The organism is Planctomycetia bacterium (assembly GCA_021413845.1).
Classification (GTDB): Bacteria; Planctomycetota; Planctomycetia; order Pirellulales; family PNKZ01; genus PNKZ01.
On the sequence record JAIOPP010000094.1, the window covers coordinates 152,075 to 165,185 of the forward strand.

Sequence of the window (13,111 nt, forward strand, 5' to 3'; positions counted from 1 at the left end):
ATCAGCTTCCTCCCACGACGTCGAACTGCGCTTTCGAATTCGCCGGCTTCGAGATCTCGACTTTCAGTTGCGGCGATTCCGAGCCGGAGCCCAAAGCGATGCGCAACGTCACGCGGTGCCGCCCTTTGGTCAGTTCGATGGTCGGCTTGCTTTGCGACTCGAACGGCTCCGCATCAATCCAGAGCAGCGTCGGCTCCGTCGAGTCGACGCGGAAAGTCACGCTGCCCGGCTCGACGACTTCGAGCTCCCCTTGAAGAAACAATACGCTGCCGGGCTTGCCGAGTTCGGCGAGCGGCAATACGCCGGCGGTCATACCGTAGGCCGGAGCCCAGGCGTCGGCCGGCGCGTCGAGCACATGCTCGCGAAAGTGCTCGACGTTCGGAGCCTCGGCCTGTAGTTCCGTCGGCAACGATTTCAGAACGCGCCAGCGTTGGATCGTCGGCAGCGAGCGAATCGCGTAAGGGCCGGGCCGGCCGAGCTCGGAGATGAACTTCACGAGATCGACGAGCTCTTGCCGCGTGAGAAACTTCGTCAGGCCTTGCGGCATGAGCGATTTGCCTTCCTCTTCTTCATCGATGTCGGCCGTCGGAATCGTGACGACCTTGCCGCCGGCATCTTTGACGTTCACGCGTACGTCGTCGCGATCGACGACGATGCCCGTGATCGTTTGGCCGTCGGCCGTGGTGAAGACGCGCGTGACGAACTGTTCCTTGATCGCGAGATTGGGAACGAGAATCGAATTGGCGACGTAGTCGACCGGCGAGATCGACCCGATCGCGCTGAGGTCCGGCCCGACTTGTCCACCGGCTCTGCTCACGGCATGGCACTTCATGCAGCTGAGATCGGTGCGGCGAAAGATCCGCTCGCCCCGAGCGGCATCGCCGTGCTCGGCGATCTCCTTCAAGAGCGCTTGCAGTTCTTCCGGGGTCGGGGGCTTTTGATCGAGCGCAATTCCGGCCGCACTGCTCAAGACGTTCGACAATTCCGGATCGCTTCGTCCGACGGAATAAATGTAGCGCAGCGAAAGCTTCGCGGCGTCGGGCGTCAGGCCGGCCGGCTTCAGAGCCGCGGCGAGTTTGTCGGGACCCCCTTTGCGCGTGAGGAACGCATCGAGCAACGGGCCGACGTCATCGGTCGGGCTTGCGGCCGCGAGCGCCTTCGCGGCGACGTCGGCAGCTTGATTCAAATCGAGCTTGGCGAGCGCCGCGGCAGCTCGAAAGCGGAGGCTCGCCGACTTCGCCGTCGCCGACACTTCGCCGAGGGCTCGCTGCGCCTCGTCGCCTCCGAGCCCGCCGAGCCCATCGACGGCGGCATTGCGGAGCGCTTCTTTCAGCGTTTCGTCCGCGACGATCGCTCGCAACTCATCGGCCGCGGAAGCGACTTTCCAAATGCCGGCCAAACGCACGGCCGCCAAGCGAACTTCATCGCTCTGCTCGCCGGCGGCCGGTTGCAGTAGTTTCTCCACGACGGAGAGATCGCCGGCCGGCTTCACTTTGCGAACCACGGCGGCGTCGGTCAGCAGTTGCAGCACCTTCGTCGACAGGGCCGCGTCGTAGTCGCCGGCGATCGTTTGCTTCAACACGACGGCGAGATCGTCCGGCTCGCCCCGGCTGCAGATCATCTCGACGACCGTTCCTTTGCGCGCGGCGGGGAGCTTGCCGCTTTGCAGCAACCGCAACAGCGGAGCGACGGAGCTGGACGACGATTGCGCAGCTGCCGCACCGCCGTCGAAGACGAAGATCGCGAGGGAAACCGAAAAGACGAGGCGTGCCACGACCTGCGCGACGTTGTCGCTCATGCGTTCTTTGTTCCTAGCTACGGCGCTACATGACTTCGCTGCGTTACTTCTTCGCCGCCGCGGCGGCGCTCTTCACGCGCGCGTCGAGCGTCTTCGTCGTTTCGGCCAGCGTGTACTTTAGATAATCGTCGTCTTCGTAGAGCAGCGATTCGACCGAGATGTCGATCGCCTCTTGCGTGTGGAAGAAGCTCAAGGCCCGAATCGCTTCCAGGCGCACGCGCGGGTGAGCGTCGTTCACTTGTTGTTGCAAGAGCGCCAGCGGCTTGGCTACCCGATCGCGCCAATAGCAGAGGACGCGCGTCGCGGCGGCGCGGGCCTTCGGTTCCGGCGATTTCAGCATCTTCGTCAGATACGCCTCATCGACGACGTCGAGCGCCTGGCGCAGCCAGAGCCCTTCGAGCAGGTGATGCTCGTAGTTCGGGTCGGACGTGTCGAGGCCGGCGGTCCAGCTTTTCAATTCCGTCATCACTTCCGCCACGTCGCGGTTCCACAGTTCAGTGCGAACGCGAGCGCGGGTTCGTTCTTCCGGTTCGTTTTTCAACAGGTTCAGCAACGCCGCGATCGGCTCGCCGGCGATCTTGGCCGGCTTCACGAGCGGTTGCTTGGTATAGGCGATGCGCCAGATCCGGCCGTGGTTGTGATCGCGGTTCGGGTCGCGGAGGTTGTGTTGCATGTGGCCGACGAGCGGATTGAACCAATCGCAGACGTACAAAGCACCGTCGGGCCCGAACTCGATATCGACCGGACGGAAATTCGGATCGCTCGACTTCAACAACGGATCGACCGGGTCGGCCGCAAAGCCCGACTTCTCTTCACGCATCTTGTATTGCAGCACCCCTTGGAAGCCGATGCAGTTGTTGAGCAGATAGTTCCCCTGAGCCGCGGCGGGGAAGTTGCGGCTGGAAACGAGCTCGCAGCCCGCGGTCGGTCGCCATTGCTTCGTCAGAAATTGCTTGAGGCCGCCGTGCTTGTTCGGATAGTCGACATCGCCCGAGAAGGCGGCGCCGAAATAGTTGGCCCCGCCCGAAGCATCGGCCACGAAGTTTTGTCCCCAAGAGTCGACGATATGCCCCCACGGATTGGCGAACCCGTAAGAGACGAAGACGTCGAAGCGCCAGGTGCGCGGCTCCCAGCGAAACACCCCGGCGTTCACGCAGCGGCGTGGGCCGTAGGGGGTTTCGACTTGCGTATGGTGGAACGTCCCTTCTTCGAAGTAGAGCGCGCCTCCTTGGTCGTAGGTGAAGGCGCTGATCGAATGGTGCGAGTCGGCCGAGTCGAAGCCGTGGAGCACGAGTTCGCGGACGTCGGCCTTGTCGTCGCCGTCGGTGTCTTTCAGGAAGAGCAGGTTCGGCTGTTGCGCGACGAACACGCCCCCCTTGCCGAATTCCAGGCCCGTCGGCACATGCAGCTTGTCGGCGAACACGGTTCGCTTGTCGGCTTTGCCGTCGCCGTCGGTGTCTTCGAGAATGAGAATCTTATCGTCGACCGGCGTGCCGGGCAGATACATCGGATACGACTCCATGGTCGTGACCCAGAGTCGGCCCTTGGCGTCGAAGGCGAACTGAACGGGATTGCCTAGCTCCGGAAATTCGACTTCCGATGCGAACAGGTTCACCGCATAACCTTCGGGCAATTCGAACTTCTTGGCGGATTCCTCCGGCGACGTCAGGGAGACCGGGTTCTTGAAGTTGGTTTCGATCTTCGTGAATTCGCCGGTGCCGGAGTCGTCGATCTTCGCGGCGACTTCCTTCCCCTGCGCGACGTCCCAGATGCGCCGATCGCGCACGGCGATCATCTTGCGGAGCTTGGCGAACTCGGCCGGAAAGTTGACGATGCCGAACGGGGCCTTGCGGCCGCCGTAGATGTAGAAGCCGTTGATCGCGCGATAGTCGTAGAAGAATTGCAGGTTCTTTTCTTGGACTTCGGCCAACAGCTTGGCAGCATCGACTTTCGACACGGGAGCCGCGCCGAACAACGACTCGTCCAACAACTTACCGACGACTTGATCCCCGTGGCGATTGAGATGCACGCCGTTCATCGTCAGCGGGTTCGCTTTGCCGGCCTTCATCAGTTCGAGCGAGGGGTGAAACAGATCGACGAAGACGACCCCTTGCTTCTCGGCCACGGCCTTCATCGAGGCCGTGTAGAGTTCGAGGTTCTTGTTCTGTTCGGTACCGTCGGGCAGAGTCGATAGGCCGAGGTTTTCGAACGCGATCGGCGAGACGAGCACAATCTGCCGCAGCGTTTCGAGCTTCGGAGGCGCCTTGGTGACGTCGGGAGTCTTGTCCCAATTGCTGCGCGAGGTGGCGAAGTCGTCGATTCGTTGTGGGCTTTGCAGGAAGCTTTCCAAGTCTTTCTCGAACTGCTTCAAGCCCGCCGGGCCGCGAAACGATTCGTCGAACCCGAACATCGCCAGGAGGACGTTCGGCTTGTGGTCGGCCAGGGTGTGGCCGTGGTCGCGGAAGTCTTTCGAGCGCGGGCGCAGGCTGAGCTCATCGGCCGACCACCCGAGGTCGCGCACGACGAGCTCGAGTTGCGGGAAGCGACTGTGGAGCAGCGTCTCGAAACCGCTGAAATATTGCATCCGTTCGGCGAGCGTGTTGCCGACGATCACGACATGGTCGCCCTTGCGAAGCTCGAGCTTCGGCAACTCGGCCGAGGCGGCCGGCGTGAGGCAGACCGAGAGGAGTCCGACGATCAGAATGCTCGGAATCGACCGCCGGGAAAGCGAAGCGATGCGCATCATAAGTTTAAGATCCGGAAATGCGAAGGTGGGAGGGTATGCCGGAGGGCCGATTCTTTCGGAAGGGAACGTTTTCGGCAGGTCCTGCCGAGGCCTTATAAGGCTAAGCTCGAAACCCGCGGCAAACAAGGGGTTGAGCGGCATTGCCGACCCGGCGAATCGCCAAGCGTCGCAGCGCTGAATGCATTTCGGCCGAGGCACGCCGCTCCGGCCTGACGGCGGCGCTACGGCGTGCGCGACCCGACGGACTGCGTTCGGAGATCGCCGTCGGTTTTGGAGAGGGAACTGAAAAGGGGAAGCAGCGCCCGGACCATCCCGACGTCGTTGCCGTCGGCCGCTCCGCGGACGGCCCGTTGCGCGGCGCCGGCGTCGTCGAGGGCGAAATCGTCGGGATGCATTGAGTGGAAAATCGGCGAGAGCGGGATCGGCCGCTTCCATCGCACCTCGCGCCAGACCGTTTGCAATTCCCGTTGCGGGCCCCACTGCGCGCGCCAATCGTCGAACGTCAGCATTTGCGCCACGTCGTCGCCCGAGGCCAAACGCCAAAACCCTTCCGGCTTGAAACCTTCATAGAAGACCCGTTCGCCGGTCCATTGGAAGGTCTTGAGGAAATCGTTGCGGACGTCGATGCCGTCGTAGTCGACCAACGGAGCGCCGGTGAGCGAATAGAGGATCGAGTCCGAGCAGGTGATCGCGATCGAAGGAAGATGCGGGGCATCGAAGTTGTCGCTGATCTGCGCGAACGGGGCCGCCGTGACCGCGGTGAGATGGTTCAGATCGATCCGCACGTCGACGTCCTTCGGCAAGATCGCTCCGCCGGTCACGACGACGGCCGATTCGCTGACCGATAGCAAGCCATCGTTCCAGTGCAGCGAAATCGGCTGTAGTTCGGCGGCCCGCAACAACGATGCTTCGCCGCGGACTACGCAATGTTCGAGCCATACCTCGACCGGTTCGACCGTCGGCGCCGGCGTGGCTCCTTCGGTCGTCATCGGCATGTTCATCGACGACGGCGCACCCGGCGGCAAGCTCGTGCCGAGCAGTGCGACGTTCGGATGATAAGCTCGGCCGTCGGCCGAGGCGTTGTTGATCGTCAACACGCAGCGCTCCAAGCCGAGATATTCGGCATGTTGCAACTCGAACAGCGACCAATGATCGGCGGGGAAATCTTGCGGAGAAGGAACGTCGAAGCCGATTTCGATGCCGACCATCGTGAGCCGGCCGCCGACGATTGTCGCCATCATGTGCGGCAAGTTCGGGATCGCCGCTTCGGCCGGGCGGAAGCGGATCCTCGGGCGATACCCTTCGCCGGCCCGCACCGTGAGCTTGAGGTTGTTCAGCACCAGCGGACGTTCGACGCGCTCGCCGTCGTAGCAAAGCTCGACGACATCGCCGTTCTTGGCTGCGAAACATGCCGCTCGCAAACTCATGTAGCGACCGGAATCGTCCGGCGCATCGCAAACGACGAGCACGCCGTCGCGCGGTGCCGGCAGCTTGCGCGGCCCGACGGGAGCAACCGCCGCAGGGTCTGCCGGGGGCGTGGGAAGCGTCGCGACGGCAGGCGTCACGCCGGCGGGTGCGACGGTCGGGTCGATCATTGGGACAACCGGGGTCGTGCTCTTTACGAACGGCGTGCTCAGGTCAATCTTCGTAAGCGTCGTCGGCAGCGTCAGCGGAGTGCTGCCATTGGCAGGAGTCGTGTTCGCGGCGGCCGTGCCGGTCGGAACCGGTTGCACAGCCACGGCACTCGCGGCGCCCGAGCCGGTGGGGACCGGTGTCGCCGGCGCTGCGCCGGGATCGGGAATCGCGGTCGGCGGCCCGTTGTCGTTGCCGGCCGGCTTTCGATTCTCTTCGGGGGTGCCGGGGGCTTGCGCCATGCGCGGATCGAGGCGGAGCGAGTTCCAGTCGTCGTCGCGGGCCCGATCGTAGAACTCCAAGCCGACGATGATCGCCGCGAGGGCCGCGATCGGCACGATCCACGGGAGATGCCGTTGCCAAGCCGTGGCCGCTTGCGGGCCCGACTCCCATTTCGTGGCGAGGCGCACTTCGTTGCGGCGAATTCCAATGCGCTCGGCGAGATGGAGCAAGTCGGCGATCAGATCGGCCGGCGTTTGATAACGACGCAGCGGATCTTTCGCGAGCATCTTGCGCAAGATCGTCGTGACCGCTTCCGGTAAAGTCGGGTTGAATTCGCGAGGGTCGATCGGGTCGTCGCTGTTGTGTTGCAGCAACTTCTGCAACACGGTCCCTTCGGGAAACGGCGGCCGGCCGGTGAGCATGTAGTAGAGCGTGCAGCCGAGCGAATAGATGTCGCTGCGCACGTCGGCCCCGCGCGGGTCGCGAGCTTGCTCGGGAGAGATGTAGTCGAACGTGCCGAGCGTCACGCCGCTGGCCGTCAGGTCTTCCGCGCCGGGCTGGATGCCGTGTAGGCGGGCGAGCCCCATGTCGACGAGCTTCGCTCGGCCTTGCGCGGTGATGATGATATTCGACGGCTTGATATCGCGATGCACGATCTCGCGCGCCGACGCATGCGAGAGCGCATCGGCGACTTGCAGCGTATAGCTCACGGCATCGTCGAGCGGGATGCGGCCGACCTTCTCGACCAATTGGCGGACGTTCACCCCTTCGATGAATTCGAAGACGATGAAGTGCAGGCCCCGATCTTCGCCGACGTAATAGACGCGAGCGATGTTTTCGTGGTCCAGCCGCGCAGCCGATTGGGCCTCGTTCTTGAATCGCTTGAGGGTCTCGTCGTCGCAGGCTTGCGTGCGCGAGAGAACCTTGATCGCGACTTCGCGGTTGAGCGTGCAGTCGCGCCCGCGGAACACGGCTCCCATGCCGCCGCCGCCGGCGAATTCGATCAGCTCGTAGTGCCCGAGCCGTTCGCCGGCTAAGAGCTTAGAGAGTTCGTGCGAAGGGGCCGGCACGACCGTGCCGCCTACCGCCGGATTGCCGGCGTTCTCTTCGGTCGAGCGGCCCGGCTTCGAGATCACGGTCGCATCGGCGACGCTTTCACCGAGCTGCTCCGGCCAGAAGGTCCGACTGTCGGGCACGTGCAATTCCGTCGAGTCGGCCAACGAACCGGCGGGCGGTTCGGGTACCGGTGGCTGCTCGGGAGGTATGCGTGCCGAAGAACCCATGTCCCTGGTCTCGTCCCTGTCCTGCGACATCCTGTCGCGGTTCCGGTAAACGGAAAGATTTGCAAACGTCACCCTTGAGGTGACGAGCCGCAATGTTTTCCGTAGTGATAGGAGGCTATCTTCTTCCGAACGAATGTTCGGGTCTTATTCGATGTGATTCACTTATCGTAAATTCGCGGTTCAAGAACGTCAACGCTTTTCGGCAACCGCAGGCCCCCGGTTTGCCTAGTTTAAGGGGCTGCCGGATTATTACGACTGCTTTCCGGCGACAGCTCAACCATACGTTTGCCTTGCCGGCACCTTGGTTACCCGTTTCGGTAGTAAATAGGAAAAAAAGAAAGGGGAGGCGCTTCGATGATCGAAGCACCTCCCCTTGAATAACCATTCTCTGCCGCAGCTCGAAGTCTTAGACGACCTTCGTCTGGCCCGGCACCGCGACAACCGGAGCCGGCGGTTCGGTGTCCCAACTGATGGCGTCGCTCGGTCCGAGCACGATCTTCGAGTTGAGCGCGTCTTCCCACTTCACTTCCTTGCCGCCGTACGTCGCCATGCGGCCGAGGATCGAGGTCATGGTGCTCATCGCGCCGTTGTAACCTTCGTTGATCGGGTTGCCGGCGCGGATGCTGGCTTGCATGTCGTCGTGTTCGACTTGGTAAGGGTTGCCGTCTCCCTTGCCGCGATACTTCCAGGAGTCGCCCCCCTTCACGAAGATCTCGCCGTTGCCGACGTTCGCCGTTCCCTTCGAGCCGTGCACGTGTTCGCTGACGCTGTTCCAGCAGTTCGGAATGTGGCGGCAATAGCTAAACATCCGGGAGCCGTCGGCATATTCGAACTCGACGGCGTGGTGATCGTAGATCTCACCGTATTTCGGGTCGACGCGGACTTCACGGCCACCCATGCCTTCGGCCTTCACAGGGTAAGCGTTCTTCACCCAGTTGATGACGTCGAGGTTGTGGATGTGTTGCTCGCAGATGTGGTCGCCGCTGAGCCAATTGTAGTAGTACCAATTGCGCACTTGGTACTCCATCGCCGACTTCGTTTGATCGCGCGTGACGCGCGGATCCCAAACGCCGCCGCCGTTCCAATAGGCCCGGGCCGCAATGATGTCGCCGATTTCGCCGTCTTGCAGACGCTTGATCGTCTCGATGTACTTCTTCTCGTGGTGCCGTTGCAGACCGACGCCGACCGCGAGCTTTTGCTTCTTCGCATCGGCCACGGCATCCAGCACGCGGTGCACGCCCGGCGCATCGACCGCGACCGGCTTCTCCATGAAGACGTGCTTGCCGGCCTTCACGGCCGCTTCGAAATGCACGGGACGATAACCGGGCGGAGTCGCCAAGACGATCAGATCGACATCGCACGCCAAAACTTTTTGATAAGCATCTAGGCCGGAGAAGCGGCGCTCTTTCGGGCAGTCGAGCCGATCGGTCGAGAGCTTTTGGCCGTCGCGGCCTTTGCTGTTTTCGAGATTCTTATAAGCCTTCTCGACGGAGTCCTCGAAGGCGTCCCCCATCGCAACGAGCTTCACGGAGCCTTCGGTGGAAAGCGCTTGCAGTGCGGCACCGGTGCCGCGACCGCCGCAACCGATGACGCCGATCTTAATCGTGTCGTCTTTCTCGGCTCCATGCGCGAAGCGAGCTGAGCCGAGCTCGAGCGCCAAGCCGCCGGCGGCGACTGCGAGCGAACTCTTCGTGATGAAGTCGCGCCGAGAAGTGCTCGGCAGCTTGAGAGGAGAAGGTTCCATGGATCGGCTCCAAAAAAGAAGGGGAATGGAAAGACGTGTTCGATCTTGAATTCGAAAAAAACGATTCGCGTGTTACTGCGGGGGGCCCGGCGCGTAGACCTTCGCTTTCACTTCGGCGCTCGGCTCTTCCAACGGGCGAACGACGCGGAAGCCGACGAAGAGGGCGTCGGTATAGTACCAGATGCTTTGCGGAATTTGTGGGTCTTGCTGCTTCCATTCGGTCGTCGAAGGCATCCGGACGGCGCTCCGCAGCGCTTCCGGATCGTCGTCCCAGGAGCCCCCTCGAACCGGGCACGGCTCCGACTTCTTCGGCGAATTCACAGGGTTTTTCGCCGGCGACTTCGCGTAGAACGTCGGGTCGTATTGATCGAAGGTCCACTCGGCGACGTTGCCGTGCATGTCGTACAAGCCCCACTGGTTCGGCTTCTTCTTGCCGACTTCATGGTACTTGCCGTCGCTGTTGTCGTAGTACCAGGCATAGTCGCCGATCTGCGAAGCGTCTTCGCCGAAGCTATACGGCGTGGTCGACCCGGCGCGGCAGGCATATTCCCATTCCGCTTCCGTCGGCAGGCGATAGTAGCGGCCGGTCTTCTTGCTGATCCATTCGCAATACTTCATCGCCGAGTATTGCGTCATGCAGATCACCGGGAAGCGGTCTTTGCCCATGCCGAACGTCATGTCGGTGTAGGGCTTCGTCGGCTTCGAGCAAGCGTCGGCGATCTTTTCCGCGGCGGTCGGCTCGCGGTTGTCGAGCTTGCGGCGCGCGATGTCGAGCTGAAACATAAAGACTTCGTACTCGTCCCACGTCACTTCGTATTTGCCCATCCAAAACGGCGCGATCTCGACTTCGTGCTGCGGCCCCTCGTCTTCGCCTCGCTTCTCTTCCGAGGTCGGGCTCCCCATCTTGAACTTGCCGCCGGGGATCGGCAGCATCTCGAACTCGGCATCGGAGTCTTTGATCTGCTCGAGATAAGGCTTCATCTCGGCTGCCGTTTTCGCCAGGCCTGCGACTTCGGCCGGCGGCGCTTTCTTCGCGTCATTTTCAGCGGCCGAAGATCCGTTCGCGGCGGCGACGAAAAAGATTCCCGAGCAAACCAAGCCGACGAAACGGACGCCGACAGAAGAATGGCAAACGGAGCGGAGGGAGACTAGGCTGAGCATGTCGGCGGAAATCCTCGAGGGAAGACGATACTGTATCAGCGAGCGGCGGGATGCAAAACGGGATTCGACGAACAGGTTCGGCGCGGTTTCAACTCGGGGCGGGCTTCATCGCACTCCTCGCGGCGCTCCTCTCGGCAGCGATCGAGACGACCTCCGCCGAGACGCCCGTTACCGAGACGACACTTGCCGACGATTCGCGACTCTTGCGCTACGAGTATTCCGAAGTCCGAATGGGTGCGGATTTCAAGCTGGTATTGTATGCAGCCGAGCAACGAACCGCAAACCTCGCCGCCGCGGCGGCTTATGCGCGGGTCGCCGAACTCGATAAGAAACTGAGCGACTACGATCCGGCGAGTGAACTCACTCGCCTTAGCGTCACGGCCGGCACGGGGAAGGCCGTCCCTCTCGGCGAAGATTTATGGTTCGTGCTCGAACGCTCGCAAAAGCTCGCCGCGGCGACCGAGGGCGCGTTCGATGCGACCGTCGGGCCGCTGGTGAAAGCCTGGCGCAGCGCGCGGCGCACGAAGACCTTTCCGTCGGCAGAGCGGCTCGCGAAGGCCCGCGCGAGCGTCGGCTTTAGAAATCTGCGGCTCGATCCGCAGGCGCGCACCGCCGAATTGCTGGTGCCCGGCATGCTGCTCGATCTCGGCGGCATCGCCATGGGTTACACGGCCGACGAAGCGCTGCGCGTCATCCGATCGCACGGCATTACGCGCGCCATGATCGACGCCTCGGGCGACATCCTCTGCGGCGATCCTCCGCCGGGTAAGCGTGCGTGGACGATCGGAATCGCACCGCTGACGGAATCGAAAGGACCGCCGAGCCGGTACGTCGAACTCGTCAACGCCGCCCTCACGACCTCGGGCGATGCGTTTCAATTCGTCGAGCTCGACGGCCGCCGCTATTCGCACATCGTCGACCCACACACGGGTCTCGGCCTCACGACGCGCTCGAGCGTCACCATCACAGCCCGAGATTGCATCACCGCCGACAGCCTCGCCACGGCAGTCAGCGTGCTCGGGCCGGAACGAGGATTGCAGTTGGTAGAGAAGACGGCGGGAGCCGAAGCGTTCATCGTGCGCGAAGAGTCGGGAATGACCGTCACGACGCAATCGAAAGGTTTTCGATCCACGGCAACGAGTCCTCCCTCAGCCGCAGGGCGTTAGCCCCCGGTCCTTCGTATCAACGGACCAATCCATGTCGAAACCGCAATTAATCTCGAAGTTCCTTTACGCGATCTTCCTCCTCGGTGCCGGAGCGATGCACTTCTTGCGGCCCGAGTTTTATGTGAAGATCATGCCGCCGTATCTGCCGTGGCATTTGCCGTTGGTGTACTTGAGCGGCGTGGCGGAGATGGGCTTGGGGGCTCTGTTGCTCGTGCCGGGCTACACGCGGCTTGCGGCGTGGGGCATCATTGCGCTGATGATCGCGATCTTCCCGGCCAACATCTACGTTTATCAACACCAAGAGATTCTACCGGCCCCGCCCTACGTGCATCTATGGCGGCTGCCGCTTCAAGCGATGTTCATTCTCTGGGCCTTTTCGCTCACGCGAACGCCCAAGTAGCAGGCACGTTACACGTGCCGTCCGCCACGGGCGGCTTCGAGCGATCAGGATGGCCCGCGCCCCGGATATACATCTGGGGTATTGGAGAAGCGTAGAGCGCAACGCGAAGGTGCATCTCGCTCCCCTCTACTCATAGTACCTTGACCCGTATCGTATGCACCCCGTTCCAGGCGTAGCCGGCGGGGTTCCAATGGATCGCGCCGTCGAGCGGTTGGGTTCGGCCGAGCGCATCGATGGCGCGGCAGCGGAGCGTGTGTTCACTCGGCTTAAGATCGACCGCCGTGTGCCAGCGATACCAAGCGTAAGGGCTGTCGGGAACTACAATTTCCACTCGACGCCAAACTTCGCCGTCGGTTGACAGCTCGACCCGATCGATTCGGCAACCGCCGTCGTTGAAGGCGACGCCGACCACATTGATTTTGTTGTCGGCACCGGCCGACTTTTCGATTTTCGTCTCGTCGCTTGGTGAAAGAATGATGCTTTTGGTGCGCATCCGCCAGTTCGGCTCGCTATTGCCGAGGTCGTATTCAAACTTCGCGCCGGGCTTGATCGGGGCGAGCGGTGTTCGATAGCGGCGCACTTGATGATGGTTCGCCGTTTCGCTCGCCTCGAAGCGAATCCGGTTCAACCACTTTACGTGCATCGTGCCGTAGTAGCCCGGCGTTACGAGCCGCACGGGTCCGCCATGCGCGGCCGGAAGGGGTTCGCCGTTCAGCGTGAGCGCGAGGATCGTCCGGTCGAGCGCGTCGCCGAGCGGCAAACTATGTTCGAAGTCAGCGGCGTCGGGCTTCGGGGGGCCGTCGCTTCCTTCGGCAGTGATGAAGTGCGCACGATCATCGACGTTCAACTTGAGGATCTCAATCACCTGCCGCAGCGGCACGCCGCCGAATCGCACGTTAGCCACCGCGCCGATGTGCCAGGGCGCGCCGGGACACGGAGCTGCGGCGGAGAAAAACTTT

The 13,111-nt window shown here is 62.4% G+C and carries 8 protein-coding genes; 2 read left to right on the top strand and 6 right to left on the bottom strand.

Going from position 1 to position 13,111, the window contains the following annotated elements; all coding sequences use genetic code 11:
* Position 1: 1 nt before the first annotated feature.
* The 5 genes from K8U03_17480 to K8U03_17500 all read right to left on the bottom strand — a co-directional run bounded on the left by K8U03_17480 (position 2) and on the right by K8U03_17500 (position 10,586).
* Positions 2–1,798 carry a c-type cytochrome gene (locus K8U03_17480; protein MCE9606684.1) on the bottom strand — a complete coding sequence of 599 codons (1,797 nt, stop codon included), beginning with the start codon at positions 1,796–1,798 and terminating at the stop codon, positions 2–4.
* Positions 1,799–1,841: 43 nt separating this feature from the next.
* On the bottom strand, positions 1,842–4,541 hold the full coding sequence (locus K8U03_17485) for a HEAT repeat domain-containing protein (GenBank protein MCE9606685.1): 2,700 nt from the start codon (positions 4,539–4,541) through the stop codon (positions 1,842–1,844).
* Between the two features lie 224 nt (positions 4,542–4,765).
* The gene (locus tag K8U03_17490; GenBank protein ID MCE9606686.1) at positions 4,766–7,681 is read right to left on the bottom strand and encodes a protein kinase; all 2,916 of its coding nucleotides are present in this window, start codon (positions 7,679–7,681) and stop codon (positions 4,766–4,768) included.
* Positions 7,682–8,087: 406 nt separating this feature from the next.
* Positions 8,088–9,425 (bottom strand): Gfo/Idh/MocA family oxidoreductase, encoded by a 1,338-nt coding sequence (locus K8U03_17495; GenBank protein MCE9606687.1) that lies wholly within the window; start codon positions 9,423–9,425, stop codon positions 8,088–8,090.
* Positions 9,426–9,497: 72 nt separating this feature from the next.
* Complete coding sequence (locus K8U03_17500) at positions 9,498–10,586, bottom strand: formylglycine-generating enzyme family protein (protein MCE9606688.1); 1,089 nt, start codon at positions 10,584–10,586, stop codon at positions 9,498–9,500.
* Positions 10,587–10,816: 230 nt separating this feature from the next.
* Here K8U03_17500 and K8U03_17505 point away from each other — a divergent pair, with 230 nt between their 5' ends.
* Positions 10,817–11,752 (top strand): FAD:protein FMN transferase, encoded by a 936-nt coding sequence (locus K8U03_17505; GenBank protein MCE9606689.1) that lies wholly within the window; start codon positions 10,817–10,819, stop codon positions 11,750–11,752.
* A gap of 31 nt (positions 11,753–11,783) precedes the next feature.
* Positions 11,784–12,152, top strand: a complete 369-nt coding sequence (locus K8U03_17510) for a DoxX family protein (GenBank protein MCE9606690.1) — start codon at positions 11,784–11,786, stop codon at positions 12,150–12,152.
* Between the two features lie 130 nt (positions 12,153–12,282).
* On the opposite strand, the gene K8U03_17515 is transcribed toward K8U03_17510, so the two are convergent.
* Positions 12,283–13,111: molybdopterin-dependent oxidoreductase (locus tag K8U03_17515; GenBank protein MCE9606691.1), on the bottom strand; the 829-nt coding region annotated here is incomplete at its 5' end.

Bases quoted from the DNA above. Each gene is read 5' to 3' on its own strand.
- K8U03_17480 (MCE9606684.1), bottom strand. From the start codon at position 1,798: ATGAGCGACAACGTCGCGCAGGTCGTGGCACGCCTCGTCTTTTCGGTT.
- K8U03_17485 (MCE9606685.1), bottom strand. From the start codon at position 4,541: ATGCGCATCGCTTCGCTTTCCCGGCGGTCGATTCCGAGCATTCTGATC.
- K8U03_17490 (MCE9606686.1), bottom strand. From the start codon at position 7,681: ATGGGTTCTTCGGCACGCATACCTCCCGAGCAGCCACCGGTACCCGAA.
- K8U03_17495 (MCE9606687.1), bottom strand. From the start codon at position 9,425: ATGGAACCTTCTCCTCTCAAGCTGCCGAGCACTTCTCGGCGCGACTTC.
- K8U03_17500 (MCE9606688.1), bottom strand. From the start codon at position 10,586: ATGCTCAGCCTAGTCTCCCTCCGCTCCGTTTGCCATTCTTCTGTCGGC.
- K8U03_17505 (MCE9606689.1), top strand. From the start codon at position 10,817: ATGGGTGCGGATTTCAAGCTGGTATTGTATGCAGCCGAGCAACGAACC.
- K8U03_17510 (MCE9606690.1), top strand. From the start codon at position 11,784: ATGTCGAAACCGCAATTAATCTCGAAGTTCCTTTACGCGATCTTCCTC.